The sequence below is a fragment of the Stenomitos rutilans genome (assembly GCF_059505485.1).
In genome coordinates this window covers 19433-40631 of the sequence record NZ_JCACKR010000062.1, presented here as the reverse complement: position 1 = coordinate 40631, position 21199 = coordinate 19433, and the positions used below count along the sequence as shown (strand labels likewise).

The window sequence follows — 21199 nt, the reverse complement described above, 5'->3', positions numbered from 1 at the left end:
TTCACGGCTCATTTAGCCACTCATGATTTCAACACAAGGTAAAACGTATGCTGCACAACGTTTCTGAAACTACGATGCACCGTGTCCGCTGGCTCTTAACCATCGGCTGGCTGCTGTTAATCGCTTCGTTTTTCTACGATCCGATTACGCCGATGTTTACATCACCAGAGGCCGTGGGAAGTCCCTTTCGGCTGCATCCAGAAATTTATTTAGACCCGACGAAGTGTACCAAAATTCGAGAGGCTTGCTTGCCAGAACAGCCCTTTTCCATGAGCGCCATTATGTGGTGGGCGATGATTGTCCCGGCTGGTATTTTCATCCTGCTCGTGCTTGGGCATGAGTTTTGGCGGCGGATTTGCCCCCTCTCTTTTATGTCGCAAATTCCGCGTGCTTTGGGGTTACAGCGTAAGCGAAAGGTGGTTGACCCCCTTACAGGTGAAATACGTTGGGACGTTGTGGTAATTGGTGAAAAATCCTGGCTGGGACGCAATCATCTGTATCTGCAGTTTGGCTTGTTTGTGGTGGGTTTGTGGCTGCGTATCCTCTTTGTGAATTCCGATCGCGTGGCGCTAGGCAGCTTTTTGCTCTTTAGCATTTCCTGCTCGATGTTGGTGGGATTCCTCTATGCCGGGAAAAGCTGGTGCCAATATTTCTGCCCGATGGCGATCGTTCAGACCGTTTACACAGGCCCACGATCGTTGCTGGGAAGCCAAAACCATTTGCAGCCCAAAGCCGCTGTCACCCAATCCATGTGTCGCATGGTTGACCCCAAAACGGGCAAAGAACAGAGTGCTTGTGTGAGTTGCAAATCTCCCTGTATTGATATTGATGCTGAAAAAACGTACTGGGCTGAACTGAATAAACCGGGTCGTCGCCTGGTACAGTACGGCTATCTGGGCATGGTGATTGCTTTCTACCTGTACTACTACCTCTACGCAGGCAACTGGGATTATTACTTCACTGGGGCATGGACGCATGAAGAAGATCAGCTTGCCAAAATCATGGATACAGGCTTCTACATTTATGGTCACACCATTCCCATTCCCAAAATAGCAGCGGTGTTGATCACGTATTTTGTGCTGGTTACCATCACTTACACGATCGGAATCATTGTCGAGAAGCTATGCCGTCGCTTAACCTTCCGCAAACGCCCTATATCGGCTGAGCAGGCGCAGCATATTGCATTCACCTTGTTTACGATCGTCTCATTCTGGACATTTTTCTCCTACGGAGCGCGTCCATCGTTGAATCGCCTGCCTTACTGGCCGCTGCTTGCATTCAATGCGCTGATTGTTTTAGTGGGTTCTCTGTGGCTCTACCGCACCATCAAACGTACCCATGCTCAATATGAGCGCGAGCACATGGCAAATAGTCTACGAAAGCAACTGCACAAGCTTGAGCTTAATCCATCATTGCTAGAAGGTCGATCGATCGATGAGTTAACTCCAGACGAAATCTACACGCTGGTAAAAGTGTTGCAGGGTTTCTCTCAACAGCTACGGCTACAAACCTATACCGGGGTTGTGCTGGATTCACTCCAGCAGCAGGCAACTGATACATCAAGCAGTTTTGAATTTTGTCGCAAGCTTCGACAAGATCTGCAACTGACAGATGCCGACCATTTTGCGGCGCTAGAAGCGATCGCAGTCACCCATCCTCAAATTTTCACGGCGGCGGGTGCTCAACCTGTTTCCACTCAAATTCATGATGAGGACACGATGGCTAGAACGATTGCCCGATCGTTCAAAAAACCGACTGCCAAACGCGTCCGCAGTTAATGGTTTATGGGTGCCTCTCTACGCTTGCCATCGCATGAGAGATACCCTGCATTGGCTGTGAATAGGACTTACGCAAATTCTCTAAAACCAGCCCCCAGCCCCCAATTTATAGCCCTAGCGGGCATACAAGAAAGGGGGAGCAAGAACTCAGAGTCCCCCAGAGTTGGGAGATTTAAGGGGGCGGATGCGTAAGTCCTGTAAATAAGATTCACATCAAGCCTTCAGCGGTCAGTCAACCTTTCGGGACGTAAACGATAGCCTCTTACCGATCGCTGACCGCTAACTGCTGACCGCTGACTGCAAAAGCAATGTTTCCCACGGCTCAAACAGCATTGCCACAGCTCACCACAGTACCCATCACCGCTGAGTGCGAATAGCGCTAGAGCGGCAATAGCGTTCCCCCCACGCGAATCGCCCTACACTCTTTGCTAAGGAATCTACACGCCTATGTTGACCTTAAAGTCAATTAACTTCGAGCAACAGCAATTTCAAATCCATCAATTGCAGCAATCCCATCCTGAAAAGATGGAATGGTTGATTGGACGCAGTACCGCTTGTGATCTGGTGTTACCCAATCCAGAGGTTAGCCGGGTACATGGCAGAATTATCTACCTGGACGATGCCTATTATTTTACGGATATGGGTAGCAGCTTTGGATCATCGCTCAATGGCAAAAGCATCGCTGCGAATGAACAGCATGAACTGCACTTAGCTGATATTCTGCAATTGGGAGAAACCTTTTTGTATGTGGAAGGGATTACGGCCCCTTCGCCCCTTTCATCAACAGCAGCCTTAGAAACTTATGCCTCCGTTTTGCTGCCGGAAGCAACCTGGGCGGGCGAAGACTTGCTGTGTCGTTGCTGCCGCATTATTGATGAAACGCCAGATGCCAGGACGTTTTGTTTCGTTGCCGATCCTCCAGTGCTGTTCGACTATAAGCCAGGGCAGTTTGTCAATCTGGCGATCGACGTTGATGACAAGCCTGTCATTCGCTCTTATTCCATTTCATCCTCGCCCACACGCCCCCATCACCTCAGTCTCACTATTAAGCGAGTGCCTGCGCCCTCAGATCAACCCGATGCCCCTGCTGGTCTTGTTTCCAACTGGATGCATGACCATTTGCAGGTGGGCGATCGCGTCCAGTTCATTGGTGGCGCGTTAGGGCACTTCACCTGTCTGCCCAACTTACCACCCAAGCTGCTGCTCATTTCGGCTGGTAGTGGCATCACGCCCATGATGTCGATGACACGATGGGTACAGGATACGCTGGCAGACTGTGACATTATCTTTTTGCACAGCGCTCGTACACCAGAAGACATCATCTTTCGTACCGAACTAGAAATGATCGCGGCTCAGATGCCTAACTTCCATCTCGCCATCACTTTGACCCAGAAGCCACTGCAACACGCCTGGATGGGCTTGACTGGGCGGATTTCTACCTCAATGCTGCACATGATTGCTCCGGATCTCATGGAGCGATCGGTGTTTGTCTGCGGCCCAGAAGGATTTATGGAGGGCACGCGATCGCTCCTGGAAACCATGAAATTCCCCATGCAGAACTACCAGGAAGAAAGCTTTGGTCGCAGCAAAAAAGCCAAGCCTGCCCCACGAGAAGCTGCCGCTACCGTTTGGCGAATCGAATCAGAAACAGCGATCGCCCGCAATGGCAATGGTAATGGCAATGGACATCAAACAAAAACACTCTCTCCCACAAAGCTTGCCCCAGCAAAGTCCGCTCCTGCCAAACCTGCACCCGCTCAGACTGCCCCAATGGTGCACTTCCTCAAAGCCGAGCGACAGCTTCCAGTTGATGATACGGCCTCTATTCTGGAATTAGCAGAGCAAGAAGGTATTCAAATTCGTCATGCCTGCCGTGTAGGTGCATGTGGTGCCTGCAAAGTGCATGTCCGCCAGGGAAACGTCCGTTACGATACACCCCCCTCTGCGCTCAGTGCTGCTGACAAACAAGCTGGCTATGCTTTAGCGTGTGTGGCTTATCCTCAAGGTGCTTTAGCGATCGACGCTTAGAATCCGCAGAGGGATCGTGTTGTGAACGACAGCGGTCAGTGGTCAGCTTTCTAAGCAAAGCCAACCACTGACCGCTAACTGCTGATTGCCGTCAATAGAACGATCGCGCCTTTCACGTTGCACAAGTTAGGGATGCCTGTTACGCTCCATAAAATATCAGTCTGGCTGCAACCAGTCATTCCCATTGTGACATTTCCATTGTGAAAATTCTTCTGGTAGAAGATGATGAGCCAGTTGCTGCCATGCTGGTAGACGTGCTGACAGCCCAGCACTATACCGTTGATGTTGCAGCGGATGGTGAACTTGGGCTGGAATTAGCGATCAACTGGGACTATGAGCTGATTTTGCTCGATTTGCAGATTCCAAAGCTGGATGGCATTCGCCTTTGCCGTAAAATCCGAGCACAAGGATTTCAAAAACCTATTCTTTTATTAACGGCCAAAGATTCTAGTGAAGATGTGGTAAGGGGTCTGGATGCAGGGGCCGATGACTATGTGACGAAGCCCTACAATTTGTCTGAATTGCTTGCCCGGTTGCGGGCGTTGCTCCGACGGCGCGAGACGAGTTTGGCACCACTGGTGCTGACGTGGGAAAAGCTGCGAGTGAATCTCTATGCGGCAGACGTCACATATGCGGAAGAACCACTTGCGCTCACGCCCAAAGAATACAGTTTGTTGAGCTTGTTTTTACGCAATCCTCAGAGGGCCTTTAGCCGCAGCGATATTCTCGATCGCCTCTGGTCGATCGATGCGTCGCCCAGTGAAGGTACGGTGACCAATCTCATCAAAGATTTGCGGCAAAAGCTGAAAGCGGCTGGGATGACGGCAGCTTTGCTGGAAACGGTTTACGGGTTAGGTTACCGCTTGAAAGCCCCACCCCAAACCCGCTCGATCGCCGAAGGGTCAGACGCTTCACCCCCAACAATGACTACTGTCCTATCACGGTCTGAGCAAACGTCGGATTTTGACAAGCAACTGATGTCGATCAACAAGGTGTTGCAGCGGTATCAAAAGACGTTTGTCGATCGGGTAGCATTACTGGAGCAGGTTGAAATGTCCTTGCAACAGGGCACCTTAAGCCAGGACTTACAGCTAGAAGCCGTTCAGGAAGCGCACCGCTTGGCCGGAACTTTAGGCTCTTTTGGCTATGGTACGGGGTCGCAATTGGCACGAACGATCGAGCAATTGTTGCACACGGAGCTAGCACCCGCTGATCGCCCGTCCCTTACCAATCTGATTGCAGCGCTCAAGCAAGAGCTAGCAGGCCCACCGACCCCATTTAGTGTGCATGATGTTCAGCCCAGGACAACGCACCTGGTTCTGACCATTGATGAAGAGACCACCTTTACCCAACAATTGGAAGCAGCGGCCTCGGCGTGGAACATTCATCTTGAAGTTGCGCCTCAGATTGAAATGGTTCAGGTTGTGCTGGCTAAGGTTAAGCCCGATGCTATTTTGCTGACGCTCAATCCCCATCAGGTAGAAGCAGCGTTGGGATTGTTGCAGACCTTGAGGATACAACTGCCAGCCGTACCGATTTTAGTGATGACGGAACACGATCGCCTGGTCGATCGCGTCACTGTTTCTCGTCTGGGTGTCCGGCGCTTTTTGCACAAAGCTGTGGGCACGACCCAGATTGTTGAAGCGCTGCTGCAACTACTACCCAGGGTTGCTACCTCTGATGCCAGGGTACTGCTCGTCGATGATGACCCCCTCATGCTGGAGGGCTTGCAACATCACCTGCAACCCTGGGGTCTGGATGTGATTAGCCTGCAAGATTCGAGTCAATTTTGGGATGTACTTACCGTCACCAAGCCCGACTTACTGGTGTTAGATCTGGAAATGCCCACGTTTGATGGAATTGACCTGTGCCGCGTGGTACGTCAGGATCTCCAGTGGGGCAATTTGCCCATCTTAGTGGTTACAGCTCATACCGATATGACTTCCATTCAGCAGGTTTTTGCGGCAGGTGCTGACGATTTTATTGGTAAGCCAGTTGTAGGGCCAGAACTGGTCACGCGCGTGATTAGCCGCCTCGATCGCGTTCGCTTGCAGCACGAACTGGAAACCATGAAGCGGAGCATTGGCGCATGATTCCACTGCGGCGATTAGACTGGCCTACGTTGCAGAAGCAAAAGCGCGATCGACAGACGGCCATTCCCTTGCGGTGGGTGCTGGTTGTGCCCTTTGTGCTGCTGGTTGTGGGCACCGTTGGACTGGTCGAGTATCTGTATCTTCGGAACGAGCAACAGTTGGTGCAAGACTTTGCAGGCAGATTGATGGAAGAGGTAAGCAATCGCGTGGCGCTTTATCTCAACAATTATCTTGAAACGCCGCAGCAGATTAACCGAGTGAATGCCAGCCTAATTCAATTTGAGGATAGCGATCGCAGGAACCCAAGCCAGTTACAACGTCGCTTTTTGCACCAGATTCAAGCGTTCAGCTCTGTAAACCGGATTCATTTCACCAATCCTCAGGGCGGCTATGTCTCTGTGGGCAGCGATCAACGGGGCCTTACCGTGGCAGCGACCGATCGCTTCGTCAAAGGAACACTCAGAGTCTACAGCATCGATCGTGCGGGCACATGGACAAGCCTGTTGCTCACGCGACACCCTTACGATGCCACAACCCGTCCTTTTTATCGACGAGCTGCCGAAACAGGCAAACCCACATGGGCACCGATCTACGCCTATGTACCATCATTTCAAGGCTTGGGGCTTGCTGCCACCTACCCCCTCTATGACAAAAACCGTCAATTACAAGGGGTTTTAGCAAGCGATCTGTCGTTGGTCTCAATCACACAGTATTTGAGAAAGCTGAGCATTGGGACGCATGGAATGGCGTTCATCATGGAGCGATCGGGGCTACTGGTCGCCTCTTCAACCACTGAAGATGCCTTTGTGACAAACACCGATCGCACGCGTTATCGCCGTCTGCAAGCGTTTGACAGCCAGGAACCGCTGATCCACTTAGCGGCAAGGCACCTGGTCTCTCGCTACGGCACCTTAGATCACATTACAGCCCCTACCCAGCTTCACGTTGAAACAGAGGGCAGGCGGCAATTTCTTCAGGTGACACCCGTGCGCGATCGCCTGGGGTTAGATTGGCTGCTGGTCGTGACTATACCAGAAGCAGATTTTACGGAGCAAATGGATGCGAATACACACCTGGCGATTTTGTTCAGCCTGGGTGCCCTGGTTAGCGCGATCGCGTTGGGTCTTGTGACAGCCCAGAGGATTGTGCAGCCAATCCAGCGGTTGAGTTGGGCTAGCCGCGCACTGGCGCAGGGAGACTGGCATGAAACCCTCCAGGAAGATAGTGCGATCGCCGAATTGCAGGGCCTCACACGCTCTTTTAACCAGACGGCTGCACAGTTACAGCGCTCTTTTGATCACGTTAAAACCGCACTGCAAGCCTCAGAAGAACGCTTTGCCAAAGTGTTTCGCGCCAGCCCCGATCCGATCGCGATCGCCACTCCTGACGGGCGTTACCTGGACGTAAACGATGCCTTTATCAGCTTATTTGGTTATCCACGGGATGCATTGGTGGGTCGCACCGCGGCAGAGGTCGGTTTGTGGTCTAACCTGGCTGACCGAGAACACGCCATGCAGCGAGTGTTGGCAGGTGAACGGGTGCGCAATCTCGAAGTGACCTTTCAAAACCACCTGGGTCAGCAACTCACGGCGCTGTACTCAGCCGAAAGCATGGACATTCAGGGGCAGCAGTGCATTATTGCCATTGCCAAAGAAATTACCGATCGCAAGCAATTGGAATTGGCGCTGCAACAATCGGAAGCGAAGCTCAATGATATTTTAAGCAGTGCCATCACCTCGATTTGTTGTTATCGCCTCCATCCAGACGGGCAGCTAGCATACGAATATTTTTCGCCCAGCAACACGATCGTGTTTGGCTACACCCCAGAGGAACTGTGTGCTGATCCAGCGCTGTGGCGATCACGAGTGCATCCAGCCGATCGCAATCAAGCGCTGGGGGTCATACCACCAACGTTTGCCGAAGGTTTCATCACCACAGAATACCGGTTTCGCCACAAAGATGGAACCCAACGGTGGATTCTCGATCATCTAACCTTTTGCCCCCATCAGGATGAGGGCTGGATTGTCACCGCTGTGGCGATCGACAACACCGATCGCAAGCGCGTTGAAGCGGCCCTGCGCCACAGTGAAGCGGCACTCCGTCGTGCTCAGCAGGTGGCTCACGTGGGCAGTTGGGAACTAGATGTTGCCACAGAAAACGTCGTCTGGTCAGAAGAAAGCTTCCACATTTTTGGCTGGGATGTCACGCAGCCAGAACCAACGCTTGCTCAATTTATGGCGTTGCTTCATCCCGACGATCGCTACTCCCTGGAGCACAGTGTAAGGCACACGATCGCCACTGGAATGCCTTACAGCACTGACTTTCGCGCGGTGCTACCCGATGGCACTATCCGTTATGTTGAGGCCAAAGGCGAAGCGATCGTCAACCAGTATGAGCAGGTGACCCAACTCATTGGCACCAATCTTGATATTACAGACCGTACGCAAGCAGAACTGGCGCTCCGCCAAAGCGAAGCCATCAAAAATCAAATTCTTAAAGCCATTCCAGATTTAATCCTCTGGATGAAGGTAGACGGCACCTGTATTGATTTAATCGACAGCCCGACGATTAGCAGTTTGTTTGATAAAACAAAAGCCATTGGTAAAAACCTCTACGACTTCCTGCCCTCAGACCTCATACAGCCAAGGAGGAACGCCATTCAACAAGCGCTCAGCACGGGAGATGTCATCGTCTATGAGCATCAGATACACGTACAAGGGGGTATCAGATATGAAGAAGTGCGGGTTGTGAAGGTGGAGGACGATCGCATCTTAGTCATTGTGAGAGATGTAACCGATCGTAAACGGGCAGAAGATGCCTTACGTCAGTACGAACGCATTGTTGCCGCTACCACCGATGGCATTTCACTGATTGATCGCAACTATATCTATCGTGCGATCAATCCTTCTTACCTCAGTCGCTTTAACAAAAAACACGATGATATTGTGGGACATTCCGTGGCGGAATTAATCGGTCAAGACATTTTTGAGGCCGTGATTAAAGAGCGTCTGGATGCCTGCTTTGCAGGACAAACCATTCAGTATGAAGACTGGTTTACCTTCCCAACAATGGGAACTCAGTTCATGGGTGTGACTTACGATCCATATCTTGAATTGGATCAAACCATTTCTGGCGCAGTGGTTACGGTGCGCAACCTGACTGACCTGAAACAGGCAGAAGCCGCACTGCGCGACAGTGAAGCACGCTTTCGCAGTGCCTTTCAGGATGCCCCTATTGGGATGGCATTAATTGCGTTGGGCGATCGCTGGCTGAAAGTGAATCCCATGCTCTGCGCCATGCTGGGCTACAGCGAAACCGAACTACTTTCAATGCAAGCTTCTGTTCTTGTGCATGCAGACGATCGCCAACGATTCCAGCAGTGTGCAGAGCAGGTCTTATCACAACGCAACGATGCGGCTCAGGCTGAATTACGCTATCAGTGCAGTGGAGGACGCATAGCATGGGGGCGACAAAGTCTATCACTGGTGCGCGATGGCGAGAACTACCCGCTTTACTACGTAGCACAGATTCAAGATGTCACAGAGCAGCAAGCGATTGACCAGATAAAGAATGAATTTATTGCCATCGTTAGCCATGAATTACGCACACCGCTAACGGCCATTAAAGGCTTTTTGGGCTTGCTCAACACAGGCATTTACGAGAGTAAGCCTGAAAAAGCAAAACGCATGGTTGAACTGGCTTTGTCCAACAGCGATCGTCTGGTGCGTCTGGTGAACGATATCCTGGATTTAGAACGGCTCTCTTCGGGGAAGGTGCCACTTGTCCTTGAAGCTTGTCAGGCGGAGGAGCTAGTGCAACAAGCTGTGGAGGGCGTACACTTGATCGCCGATGCAGCCCACGTCACGCTACTGGTTATCCCGGCTGCTATCAAACTTTGGGCGGCTCCTGATGCCATCATCCAAACTCTCACCAATTTGCTGAGTAACGCGATCAAATTTTCCCCTGCCCATGCCACCATCACGATCGCAACCAGCCTTCAGACGAATGCCGTGCTGTTTCAGGTCCAGGATCAGGGCAGGGGCATTCCCGCAGACAAATTAAAAACCATCTTTGGGCGCTTTCAGCAGGTCGATGTTTCAGATGCTCGACAACGAGGTGGTACTGGGCTGGGACTGGCAATTTGCCAGAGCATCATACAGCAGCATAACGGCAGCATCTGGGTTGAAAGCGAAGTCGGTCATGGCAGCACCTTCTATTTCACAGTACCCACGCCAGAAGCGTAAGGGGCGATCGCGAAGGCACGTCAATTAAGTTTAGAAACCTTGTATCAGCCTTATCGCGCCCGTCCTCATAAACCAGGCTAGGGGCTGGAACCCTTGCTACAAATCATGTCATGAGTCATTGATGACAGCCCCTAGCATAATACTAAGGAACGAAAGTTCTAAAGTGTGATCTTGAGTTACAGGCGCACGGCCGTGCGTCCCCTACAGAACATCTCACTAGTCGAAGTTCTTTAATCCGCGATCCTAAGCTCTGTGGGTTCTAGTGCTGAGTACTGAGGCGGAGTACAGAGTACTGAATGCTGTCTACAGCATTTAGGGAAATGGTATAAGAAAGGCTGGCTACCCGTTAAGCAATGTCAGAGCAGCATGAACAAGCGCATTCTCGTGATCGATGATGAAGAAGCGTTGCGCGAACTTGCGGCGATTTGTCTGGAAGATCTGGGCGGATGGGACGTTACCGTCGCGGCATCAGGCCACGAAGGTCTCATGCAAGCGGCAACCCATACCCCAGACGCGATCTTGCTGGATGTTTCGATGCCTGATATGGATGGGTTTGCTGTCTACGAACAGCTTAAAGCAGATGACTCTTTGTGCCAGCTTCCTGTAGTACTGTTGACCGCCAAAGTTTTACCCGGCGATCGCTCCCGCTTTGCCCAAATGGATGTTGCAGGCGTAATTACAAAACCCTTCGACCCAACCTCGCTCTGTGCCGAGCTAGCAGCCATCTTAGGATGGGAATAACCTGGCTGTCATCCGCTTATGAGTTCCTTATTTTTTTGCTCTAGTCTCTATTTACATTAGTCCCTGCCTACCAGTGACAGATGTCCTCAGCGATTCGATACGCTCAGTCGTGCGTTGTTATTTGAGCGCTAATTGAGTATGGCACCTTCAGTTCATAGGAAGCGCTGTGATGAATCGATCGTGTTGCGGATATGTCTTGTGGTCATGTATCGATTCCTAGTTCTCACAAGGCTCGATCGCTGAGTTTGCACTCGTGGCTTCTGTCATTGTCTATTTTGAGGAGATACTAAATGCCACGACCAGTCATCCGCTTTTGATGGCTCTGGCTGCTTGATAGCAAGATGATTCTCATGACTCAGATCGGATTGCGATGTAAGCCTCACATATAAGCGAATGAAAGGTATTAAGCCGCCCAAATTGATTTTGCTCATTGATGATGAGACAAGTATTCAAGAGCTTGTACATGCCTGTTTGAGCGATTTGGCTGGATGGACTGTTATTACCGTTTCATCAGCTCAGGAAGGACTAAAACGTTTAGCATCAGAGCGTCCAGATGTAATCCTGCTGGATCTGCTGATGCCCGGTATGAATGGCATCACCTTTATTCAAAATCTTTATAAGAACCCTGCCGCCAGAACGATCCCCATCATTCTTCTCACCGTTCAAGCAGGCTACTTTACACCCAAAAAATTGCAACAGCTTGGCGTGATTGATGCGATCGCTAAACCATTCAATCCTGTCACTCTACCAGAAATGATCGCTCAAACATTGGGGTGGAATGCACCTGTTGAAGAGTGATCCCTCCGTTGGTAGCTTGCCTCCACGGGCCACTGCAATCCGTTATGGATAGAAGGCCAATTGAGGTAAACCCAGCGTTTCGTCCCAACCCATCATGAGGTTGACGCACTGAATGGCTTGTCCGGCTTGTCCTTTCATCAGGTTGTCGATTGCCGACATGACAATCACGCGATCGGTGCGGGGATCAACTTCTAGCCCGATGTAACAGAGATTTGTGCCTGCGGCCCACTTGGTTTGAGGGTAGGTGCCACTGGGCAAGACTCGCACCCAGGGTGCGTTACGGTAAAAGGCGTTGTAAATGGTCAACAAATCTTCGCGCACAAGACCGGGATCACGTAGGGTTGCATAAATTGTTGCTAGAATGCCGCGCACCATTGGCACCAGATGCGGCGTGAACTGAATGAGCACTTCATGCCCTGCAAGGTCGCTACAAATTTGCTCAATCTCTGGTGTGTGGCGATGGCGACCTGCCACATTGTAGGCTGCAAACGAGTTATCAGCTTCTGCCAGCAACATCCCGACCTTCGCCTGCCTGCCACCGCCAGAGGTGCCCGATTTCGCATCAATAATGGCTGTTTCGGGAACGACTAAGCCCTGTTTGAGCAGGGGAGAAAGACCGAGAAGGCTGGCGGTTGGATAGCAACCAGGACAGCCAATTAGTTGGGCTTCAGCGATGCGATCGCGGTACAGTTCTGGCAACCCATATACCGCCGTTTCAGCAATAGCCTGATCGGTGCGATCGCCCCCGTACCAGGCTGTGTAAGTAGAAAGATCCGTAAAGCGGTAATCTGCCGACAGATCTAGTACTTTACAGCCCTTTGCCAGCAAGGTTGGAGCCATCTTATAGGCTAAACCGTTGGGTAAGGAGAGAAAGACTACCTGACAGCGATCGGCAATTTTATCCAGGTCAAGCGGTTCGACCACCTGCTGTACCCGATGCCCAAGGTGAGGATAAAGCTCTGCAAATGCTTTTCCAGCGCTACTTTCGCCACCAAGATAAGCAAGTTCCAGACGCGGATGATCCATCAGTAGGCGCACTAGCTGTACACCGCCGTAACCTGACGCACCGACAATGCCAACCGGAATGCGTCCTACATCACCCATGATGATTTACCTTTTTTGCAGATCGAATGACTCAATAATTGCTGCATTGTAGTACCAGAGAACCCGTTTTGGGGAAATCGCTTGTCTTCTACCAAGAATTGCTGACTTTACGGTGATGTGAGGAGAAGGAGCGAGGAGCCGTCAGCGATCAGCGTAGAAGTTTTGAGTTGAAGAGCGATCAGCCATCAGCGATCGGCGTTCAATCACCAGAAGCAATTTAATCTCCCCGCTGCCCCGCTTCCCCTGCTTCCCCCGCTTCCCCCGCTCCTCCATACTGCCCAGACAAAAGACTACAATTTAAAGGTAAGTTCGCTTCATAAAACCTTACGGGACTCTGGCCTTGAACGTCTTTGTCGATTCTTCTCAACTTACCCCCTTCGCTTTTGACACGATCGAAACGGCGTTGGCCGATCTCAAATGTGGTCGCGCGATCGTCGTCGTCGATGACGAAAACCGCGAAAACGAGGGCGACCTCATCGGTGCGGCCCAGTTTGCGACACCCGACATGATCAACTTCATGGCGGTAGAGGCACGCGGGCTGATTTGTCTGGCTATGTCAGGCGATCGACTGGATGAACTCGATCTGCCGCTGATGGTGACCAACAATACCGATAGCAACCAGACCGCCTTCACTGTCAGCATTGATGCCTCTCCCGGTGCAGGCGTGACCACAGGCATTTCGGCTGAAGACCGTGCTCGCACCATTCAAATTGCCATTAACTCAGCCACGCGACCCAGCGATTTGCGCCGTCCTGGGCATGTGTTTCCGCTGCGGGCCAGAGAAGGTGGTGTCCTTAAACGTGCAGGGCACACCGAAGCGGCGGTTGATTTGTCGCGTCTAGCTGGGCTGTACCCTGCTGGCGTGATTTGCGAAATTCAAAACGCTGATGGTTCAATGGCACGGTTACCCGAACTTATTGCATACGCCAAAACCCACCAGCTCAAGATCATCAGCATTGCTGACCTCATCAGCTATCGGCTGGAGCACGAGCGACTCATCCAGCGGGAAGCTGTTGCCGATTTGCCTACGGAATTTGGGCACTTTCAGATCTACGCTTACCGTCACACGTTGGATAATACCGAGCATGTGGCGATCGTCAAAGGCAATCCTGCCACCTTTCATGAGACTCCGGTGATGGTGCGGATGCACTCTGAATGCCTGACTGGAGACGCGATCGGTTCACTTCGCTGTGACTGTCGCATGCAGCTTCAAGCCGCCTTGAAGATGATTGAAAATGCGGGACAGGGTGTTGTGGTCTATCTGCGGCAGGAAGGTCGCGGCATTGGGCTAGTGAACAAGCTCAAAGCGTATTCACTTCAAGATATGGGGTTGGATACTGTAGAAGCCAACGAACATCTGGGCTTTCCGGCTGATCTGCGGAATTACGGAATGGGTGCCCAAATGCTCAATGATTTGGGTGTGCGCCAGATGCGGCTAATTACCAACAATCCCCGCAAAATCGCCGGACTCAAAGGCTATGAATTGGAAGTGGTTGAGCGAGTACCGTTGCTGATTGAAGCCACGGCTTACAACTCCGACTATCTGGCAACCAAAGCTGAAAAGCTGGGTCACTTGTTTCTACGGACGTACCTGGTCACACTGGCTATTCGCTGGCAAGAGTTAGCAGACACCGTGACGGAACGCTACGATCGCCTCCAAAAGTTGCGCTACTTGGCAAAAGTGCATGACCTGCTGCTGCAAGAAGAAGTCCGTCCAGTGGCTAAAGCACTGTTTGGCGAAACAGCGTTGATTGTCCATCTTGGCTTTGACCAACCACTTCTGGGCAATCCAGATTGGTATCACACCCCAGAACACCCATACCTGAAGTCGATCGCCAGTATTCTTGATAGTCTTGCATCGCTGCCCAATCTGCAAAAGCTCGAATTTATCGTGTCTCCCGGCACTGATCCCCTCACAGGCTTACAGGTGCAGATCGATCGGCAGGTTTTCTCGCTCCAGCAAAAGCCTTCCAGTATCACCGATACCCTCCAAACGCAAACCATTTACAGCTTCACAACAGATGTGGTTTAAGGTCAATATGATTGAAGAACAGAGCTGTGTAGAACACTCGGTAGACATAGGAACCGTGGCAGCTTTACAGCAGCATCTACGAGAACCCGTGCTGAGGAATGCAATTCGTGTGTTCTAGATGACTGGAGGCTTCGCACTCAAGATATTCTGACGGCGATCGTAGACATTCGACGTCGCACGGCAGTTATGACTTGGGCAGAATTTGAGTCAAACGAGATGATCCTGAGAGCAGTGCTCTTTGACTTTATTGTCATTGGAGAGGCAGCAAGGAGCATTCCTGTCGCTGTTCAAAGTCGTGCGCCGCAGCTTCCTTGAAGACAGATGGGAGATATACGAAACCTGATCGCTCACGAATATTTTCAGATCGATCCACAAATTGTTTGGGATGGCATCCGGAGTGATCTGCCCTCGCTCGCTGCCCCGTTACAGCAGTTATTGGAAGCAGAGCCGATCGATCCCTAATCGATCGCAGCCTGCTCCGGTTTCTATTCTTTACGGCGATCGTGTCGTGACGGATGCAGTGGTGTTTGCCAGTCCTTGAGCAAGCTGATCAGCCGTTAAGGTACGAATCAGCGTCAGCGGTAACAGTGATTCGCTGATGGCGTTGCTGTAGGTCGCACTGAGATAACTGCGATCGGCGTTGTTGTTAGCAAGATACGTCTGAAAAAAGGCGACCGCTAGCGCATTTATGTAGCGTCGAGCGGTCGCGGGACTAGGCCCAACCACTTCCTGTGGTAGTGGCAGCGCGTCTCTAGAGTTTGTGGAATCTAGTGTCGAAAAGTGCGTGCCCCCTTGCAGCATAACCAGGTATCGATCAGTCGTTGTCAGCCACGTAAAGGGTTGAATTTGTTCGAGCATTGCGGGTGCGATCGTGTCAGCATTGCCCGTGACAATCATGGTAGGCACTTTAATTTGGCTAATGCTAGTCTGCCCCATCACCGCGCTGGTAATGGGGTTAATGGCAATGACCGCTTTGATGCGACTATCCTGAAGCACAGGTTCGGGTGGCTTGAGGTCGATCGCCCGACACTGCAAGAGCAGCGACAAATTCAGCGTATTCTCTAAATTTTGACAGCTTGCCTGTAGCTGCTGTGGATTGATCGGAGCACCCGCTACGGCCAGAGCTGTGTAACCGCCAAACGATTGACCCAACATCCCAACCTGCTGAAAGTTGAACCGACCACGAAGGTCTGGGGTAGCGTTCACCAGATTCTCCACCTGGTTCAACACAAACGTGATATCCAACGGTCGATTCACAAATTCGGCTGGCTCTGATACCTCATTGGCTGTGCCATTAATGAGTGCTTGAAGGCGTGCCGCGTTGCTACCAGGATGTTCGGGCACCAGTACCGCAAACCCATAAGAGGCAAGATGAATGGCTAAATAGGCAAAGGTCGTCCGATCAGAACCAAGGCCGTGAGAAATCACGATCACAGGCATGGGTGTGGATGTTGGAGTGACCTGATTTGGCAAGTACAGATCCACAGGGACTGATCGACCGATCACAGCGCCCCCTGGCGACACCGGAGGTAAAGCACTCCCAAGGGGGGGGATTGCTGTGCCAGGAGTGGTTGGGTTAAGGACGGCGCTACGAGTGGGATCAACCAGTGCAAGCGTTTGCTTTTGCCAGGTAAAAGGCCCTCGCTGACGAATATCTGGTAGTTGGTTAACGGCGATCGCTTCCGTTGCCTGTTCCTGCTGTGCGACTTGAAGGACGAGTGCAGTTGCCTGCCTTGCCTGGTTCACCAGTTGTTGCAGAGCGGCAGCAATTTCCAGGCTGCGCTCCACATCAATTCGCAAGCCTCGTGTGGGAAATTGCCGCAGCACGTTGAGTAACGTTAACCCGTCCTGGTTGGCAGCAGCCAAAATCAGCGCGGCACGAATGGCCTTAAAGCCAGAATCGCGCGATTCTGGCTGAATGACCTGCCCCAAACGCTTAAGCAGCACCTCACCCTGAGGCGTGTAAAGAAATTGCGATACTGTCACCAGATCAATGTCAGCCCGCGCTACGAGCACGCTTCTGAGCTGCTGAAGCTGCTTGGCATCTCCATAGCGGGCATAGACGGCAAGATCATCATCGATCGTCCCATTTTTGGCATAGGCTTCGAGTGAAGATACCGGGATCGATCGCTCCAAAATGCCATAAGAGACATAAACCCGATCTGCCGCCTGCACAGGTTTTTGCAGTGCCCCTAACCAGCCAAAAGCACTGAGCAGGATTCCCGTCCAGAGAAGGTAGGGATAGCGCAGCGCGGGTTTTGTGAGGTTCATCGTTAGTTTTGAATCATTTTTCGCACTTCTTGCCGCAGTTGAGGATCATTTTGTACGGCAACAAAAATCTGGTTGAACCGCTCCATCTGTAATCCCTGCGCTTGCACAGCCTTGTCCATCTTAGCTCGAGCAGCCTCTTGGATCTGAGTGAGTTGGCTAACCGCTTGCTTGTAGCTTTCTTCTTCCTTCGGCGTAATCTGAGCCGTTGGTTTTGCAGCTGGGTTTTTCTTTAATTGGTAAATTTCGTTGAAGCGGGTTTCGGAAAGTCCTTGCTTTTGCACCGCTTGCACCATTTGACCTTCGGCGTCATTCACGATCGTCAGCAATTGCTTGGTCGCAACGGCAAACTTTTTCAGCTCATCATCACTGATCTTGGCTTGAGGTGTTGTTGCGGGAGCGGGGCTTGCTGCGGGAGCAGGCTTTTCAGTCGGAGCAGGCTTTTCAGTCGGGGCAGGCTTAGAGGGCGAGGTCTGTGCGTGGACTGGTACACTGCTCACTGCTGCAACAACAAGAAGTGAACCGATTGCCAACATTGACTTCATCATGGGTGAATTCCTGGAATAAGTGACTGGGTTCATGACGACCTGCCTCACAAGCAGGTGTATTCGCAATCAGATTTGATCGCGTTCAACCTTGATCAGGTAAACGTATAGTTTTTGGTAAACGCATAGCTTAAGTCTAATCAAACTCAAAATTTCTGCAATTTTGGTTAGCGTCATACGCTCCGTAGCAGTGTAGTAGGGACTCGCCAAAAACGATGCTCAACCAAAGACTGACTAATTGCTACAAATGTTTCTACCTTTTTAAGGATGTTTTTGAGCGATCGACCCCAACTTGCAGTAAATTTAGCAATACTCTTGTACCAAATATTTGAGCGCTCATCTTTTGGATTGTAAGAGATTAACTAAAACACGTGCATACTAAGGGCTGTCATCAATTTCTCATATACATGGCTTTCAGCACGCATTCTAGCCCCTAGCCTTGTTTGTTAGAACGGGCGCGGTAAGGCTGATGTCAAGGTTTCTGAGCTTAGTTGATGACGCGCTCTAGCGCAAGCAACAGCATCAGCTTTTGCTGTTCGGCAAAAATGCTTGATCTGAAGCATGACTAGATGTCTCCAATTCTTTGAAAGAATCTGTGATTACTCAAAGCTCACCTTCTTCCGTTAAACCAGTCTTAAGTAAGCAGCTTGACCAGCGCTGGCAAATTGCGCCTGCTCAGTGCGAACAAGCCGCAACGATCGCGCAAGCAACAAACCTTTCACCCCTGTTAGCGCAAGTGCTGCTGAATCGCGACATTACATCACCCGCTCAGGCACAGATTTTTTTACACCCAGAGTTAGAGGTTTTGCCCTCGCCGCTAGAAGACTTTACTGATCTACCGCTGAGCCTGGAATTGCTCATTAATGCCATTAACCAGCGTCGGAAAATTGCCATTTGTGGCGATTACGATGCTGATGGTATGACCAGCACAGCGCTACTGTTACGCGCCCTGCGAACGTTAGACGCACAGGTCGATTATGCCATTCCCAGCCGCATGAGCGAAGGCTATGGCATCAATCAGCGTATCGTTGAAGAATTTTACGATGAAGGTGTGGGGTTGATTTTGACGGTGGATAACGGGATTGCAGCCCATCAGCCGATCGCTCGTGCCCGCGAACTGGGGCTTGCCGTCATCATCACCGACCATCACGACCTGCCTCCCGAACTACCCGATGCCAATGCGATCCTCAACCCCAAGCTGATTGCCGAAACATCTCCCTATCGAGGTGTTGCAGGTGTTGGCGTGGCCTACATTCTGGCGATCGCGCTGGCACAAAGTCTGGGTAAAACCCACGAGCTAGGTAATTCGTTGCTGGAGTTGTTCACGCTGGGCACGATCGCCGATTTAGCCCCACTCACAGGCGTTAACCGTCGCTGGGTGAGACAGGGACTCCAACTGTTGCCAAAATCCAAGCTGGCTGGCGTGCAGGCGCTCATTCAAGTCACTGGGCTGAGTGGTGCCAAACAGATGAAGCCAGAGGCGATCGGGTTCCGGTTGGGGCCTCGCATCAACGCTGTAGGTCGCTTAGCCGATCCGCAAATTGTGATCGAGCTATTGACGACTGATGATGATGGGGTCGCGCTCGAACGAGCCATGCAGTGCGAACAAATCAACAAACAGCGTCAGCAGTTGTGTGAGCAGATTGAGCAAGAAGCGATCGCGATCGTCGAAGATGCCATCAATCGATCCGGTAATCCTGCGGCCCCTTTTGTCTCACCAGCCGAGAGTCGAGTCTTAGTAGTGGTACAACCCAACTGGCATCATGGTGTGATTGGCATCGTTGCGTCGCGGCTGGTTGAGCGCTATGGCGTGCCCGTATTCATTGGCACTTATGAAGATGAGGCACAGACACACATACGCGGATCAGCACGGAGTATTCCTGAGTTCAACGTGTTTGACGCCCTGCAATTCTGCAAAGATTTGCTTGGTAAATTTGGAGGACACCGTGCGGCTGGCGGCTTTTCTCTGGAAGCAGCAAATTTGCAAAACCTGCGATCGCGCCTTCAAACCTTCGCGCACCAATGCCTGCAACCCGAACACCTGAAACCCCTCGTTGTGATCGATGCTCAAGCCACGTTCGATCAACTTGATCTCAGCCTTTACGCTCAGATCGATGCGCTCCATCCCTGTGGTATTGAAAATCCCGATCCAGTCTTCTGGTCTGCTAATGTGCGCGTCATCGAGCAAAAACGCATTGGCAAAGGACACATCAAGTTCACGTTGAGTCAGGAGGGGGCTTTACCTGGCAAGCCCCGCAAATTTACCGCGATCGCGTGGCGCTGGGGCGACTACTCTCCCCTACCCAGCCAACTCGACATTGCTTATCGTCTCCGCACCAACGACTGGAACGGTGAGATTTCACTGGAACTAGAATTAGTCGGAGTTCGCAAGCCTGTGGCGATCGCGGCTTCCATCACCTTTCTGCATAACAAGCGCGAATATCATTGCGAGGTTCTACAGCAAGCTACAGGCAAACAACTCAGAATCCTGAGTCCACAGGGCAAAGAACTCATCGTGCAGCAAGGCCAGAAAATGGGCACGGTTAACGAACATCAGTGCGACCCCATCTCAGTTAGCGTCTGCAAGCCTCCTTACTACGAGGTCGTTAAAGCTGCGGTTATTGCATTGGAAAATGCTAATCAATCGCCGTAACACAATCAAAATTGGAGCCAAATGCATGGAACCTGACGGTGATCAAAAAGTAAGCCGCAATCGCCTTCGCATGCTACTGTTTGGCACCTTCTCCTGGGGGCGTATTATGCGATCGCTACTCTTCATCTATCTTGCAATCGGTGGCTATGCGTACTTCTTCAGCGATCGTCAAATCTTCCAACCCCAGCCTTCCAGCTATCAAGACACGCGTGAATTGATTAAGCTCACAACGGCCAACAAAAAGCAAATTTCCGCCGTTTATTTACCCAGCCCACAAACAAAGCAACAGCAACCCTACACTGTTCTTTACAGCCACGGGAATGGCGAAGATTTAGGTGACGTGCGTCCTTTGCTGGAGCAAATTCGAGCGATCGGCGTGAATGTTTTTGCCTACGACTATCAGGGCTACGGCACCAGTCAGGGCAAGGCATCCGAGCAAAACGCCTATCGCGATATTGATGCGGCTTACCAGTATTTAACCACGACACTCAAACAGCCGCCCAGCCGCATTATTCTCTACGGGCGATCGGTCGGCAGCGGCCCTAGTATTGACCTGGCAACCCGACAGCCCGTTGGTGGCCTCATTGTAGAAAGTGGGTTCACCAGCATTTTTCGGGTGATTACTCGCGTGCCCCTTTTCCCGTTCGACAAATTCGCTAATATCCACAAAATTGGTGCGGTGCATTGCCCAATTCTCTTCGTTCACGGCACCAACGATCAGACCATTCCCCTCTGGCACGGACGAGCATTGTTCGATCGAGCCAATCAGCCCAAGACTTTTTTAGAAGTCACTGGCGCAGACCATAACGATGTTGAACAAATTGCAGGAGAGCAATACAACCAGGCATTGCGAAACTATTTGAAAACGGTCGAGCAAACTCAAAAGCCCTAAAACGAGTCGCCAATAAAAAAGCC

Annotated in this window: 13 protein-coding genes and 1 pseudogene; 10 read left to right on the top strand and 4 right to left on the bottom strand. The window is 51.4% G+C overall.

The features are described 5' to 3' along the window. Positions 1-47 precede the first annotated feature (47 nt). The 6 genes from AC5JLP_RS10970 to AC5JLP_RS10945 all read left to right on the top strand — a co-directional run bounded on the left by AC5JLP_RS10970 (position 48) and on the right by AC5JLP_RS10945 (position 11682). Complete coding sequence (locus AC5JLP_RS10970; protein ID WP_496067975.1) at positions 48-1778, top strand: hypothetical protein; 1731 nt, start codon at positions 48-50, stop codon at positions 1776-1778. A 447-nt stretch (positions 1779-2225) separates the two neighbouring features. After that, entirely contained in the window at positions 2226-3806 is a 1581-nt protein-coding gene (locus AC5JLP_RS10965; RefSeq protein ID WP_496067974.1) for a 2Fe-2S iron-sulfur cluster-binding protein, read from the top strand. 200 nt (positions 3807-4006) lie between these two features. Next, positions 4007-5899 carry a response regulator gene (locus AC5JLP_RS10960; RefSeq protein ID WP_496067973.1) on the top strand — a complete coding sequence of 631 codons (1893 nt, stop codon included), beginning with the start codon at positions 4007-4009 and terminating at the stop codon, positions 5897-5899. Further along, a complete protein-coding gene (locus AC5JLP_RS10955) occupies positions 5896-10143 on the top strand; it encodes a PAS domain S-box protein (protein ID WP_496067972.1) in 4248 nt (1415 codons plus the stop codon). The genes AC5JLP_RS10960 and AC5JLP_RS10955 overlap by 4 nt, the downstream gene beginning before the upstream one ends. Before the next feature lie 366 nt (positions 10144-10509). After that, the gene (locus tag AC5JLP_RS10950) at positions 10510-10884 is read left to right on the top strand and encodes a response regulator (protein ID WP_496067971.1); all 375 of its coding nucleotides are present in this window, start codon (positions 10510-10512) and stop codon (positions 10882-10884) included. A 393-nt stretch (positions 10885-11277) separates the two neighbouring features. Then, positions 11278-11682 carry a response regulator gene (locus tag AC5JLP_RS10945; RefSeq protein WP_496067970.1) on the top strand — a complete coding sequence of 135 codons (405 nt, stop codon included), beginning with the start codon at positions 11278-11280 and terminating at the stop codon, positions 11680-11682. 42 nt (positions 11683-11724) lie between these two features. Here the strand turns inward: AC5JLP_RS10945 and argC are convergent, their stop codons facing one another. Together argC and AC5JLP_RS10935 are read right to left on the bottom strand one after the other, a co-directional pair. After that, positions 11725-12786, bottom strand: a complete 1062-nt coding sequence (gene argC / locus AC5JLP_RS10940) for an N-acetyl-gamma-glutamyl-phosphate reductase (protein WP_496067969.1) — start codon at positions 12784-12786, stop codon at positions 11725-11727. Between the two features lie 141 nt (positions 12787-12927). Then, positions 12928-13059 carry a hypothetical protein gene (locus tag AC5JLP_RS10935; RefSeq protein WP_496067968.1) on the bottom strand — a complete coding sequence of 44 codons (132 nt, stop codon included), beginning with the start codon at positions 13057-13059 and terminating at the stop codon, positions 12928-12930. A 67-nt stretch (positions 13060-13126) separates the two neighbouring features. Between AC5JLP_RS10935 and ribBA the strand changes: the two genes are divergently transcribed. After that, complete coding sequence (gene ribBA / locus AC5JLP_RS10930; protein ID WP_496067967.1) at positions 13127-14818, top strand: bifunctional 3,4-dihydroxy-2-butanone-4-phosphate synthase/GTP cyclohydrolase II; 1692 nt, start codon at positions 13127-13129, stop codon at positions 14816-14818. Positions 14819-14842: 24 nt separating this feature from the next. Then, positions 14843-15280: pseudogene (locus AC5JLP_RS10925) on the top strand (HepT-like ribonuclease domain-containing protein). Between the two features lie 30 nt (positions 15281-15310). Here AC5JLP_RS10925 and AC5JLP_RS10920 read toward each other — a convergent pair. Beyond that, positions 15311-17089 carry an alpha/beta hydrolase gene (locus AC5JLP_RS10920; RefSeq protein ID WP_496067966.1) on the bottom strand — a complete coding sequence of 593 codons (1779 nt, stop codon included), beginning with the start codon at positions 17087-17089 and terminating at the stop codon, positions 15311-15313. Between the two features lie 2 nt (positions 17090-17091). Further along, complete coding sequence (locus AC5JLP_RS10915; protein WP_496067965.1) at positions 17092-17634, bottom strand: DUF4168 domain-containing protein; 543 nt, start codon at positions 17632-17634, stop codon at positions 17092-17094. A gap of 592 nt (positions 17635-18226) precedes the next feature. On the opposite strand from AC5JLP_RS10915, the gene recJ reads away from it, so the two are divergent. Both recJ and AC5JLP_RS10905 read left to right on the top strand, forming a co-directional pair. Then, positions 18227-20284 (top strand): single-stranded-DNA-specific exonuclease RecJ, encoded by a 2058-nt coding sequence (gene recJ / locus AC5JLP_RS10910; protein ID WP_496067964.1) that lies wholly within the window; start codon positions 18227-18229, stop codon positions 20282-20284. A 25-nt stretch (positions 20285-20309) separates the two neighbouring features. Next, complete coding sequence (locus tag AC5JLP_RS10905; protein ID WP_496067963.1) at positions 20310-21176, top strand: alpha/beta hydrolase; 867 nt, start codon at positions 20310-20312, stop codon at positions 21174-21176. The last annotated feature ends 23 nt before the right edge of the window (positions 21177-21199 follow it).

Excerpts from the sequence above, each read along its gene's own strand:
- AC5JLP_RS10970 (WP_496067975.1), top strand. The coding sequence starts at position 48 with ATGCTGCACAACGTTTCTGAAACTACGATGCACCGTGTCCGCTGGCTC.
- AC5JLP_RS10965 (WP_496067974.1), top strand. The coding sequence starts at position 2,226 with ATGTTGACCTTAAAGTCAATTAACTTCGAGCAACAGCAATTTCAAATC.
- AC5JLP_RS10955 (WP_496067972.1), top strand. The coding sequence starts at position 5,896 with ATGATTCCACTGCGGCGATTAGACTGGCCTACGTTGCAGAAGCAAAAG.
- AC5JLP_RS10950 (WP_496067971.1), top strand. The coding sequence starts at position 10,510 with ATGAACAAGCGCATTCTCGTGATCGATGATGAAGAAGCGTTGCGCGAA.
- AC5JLP_RS10945 (WP_496067970.1), top strand. The coding sequence starts at position 11,278 with ATGAAAGGTATTAAGCCGCCCAAATTGATTTTGCTCATTGATGATGAG.
- argC (WP_496067969.1), bottom strand. The coding sequence starts at position 12,786 with ATGGGTGATGTAGGACGCATTCCGGTTGGCATTGTCGGTGCGTCAGGT.
- AC5JLP_RS10935 (WP_496067968.1), bottom strand. The coding sequence starts at position 13,059 with ATGGAGGAGCGGGGGAAGCGGGGGAAGCAGGGGAAGCGGGGCAGCGGG.
- AC5JLP_RS10920 (WP_496067966.1), bottom strand. The coding sequence starts at position 17,089 with ATGAACCTCACAAAACCCGCGCTGCGCTATCCCTACCTTCTCTGGACG.
- AC5JLP_RS10915 (WP_496067965.1), bottom strand. The coding sequence starts at position 17,634 with ATGATGAAGTCAATGTTGGCAATCGGTTCACTTCTTGTTGTTGCAGCA.
- AC5JLP_RS10905 (WP_496067963.1), top strand. The coding sequence starts at position 20,310 with ATGGAACCTGACGGTGATCAAAAAGTAAGCCGCAATCGCCTTCGCATG.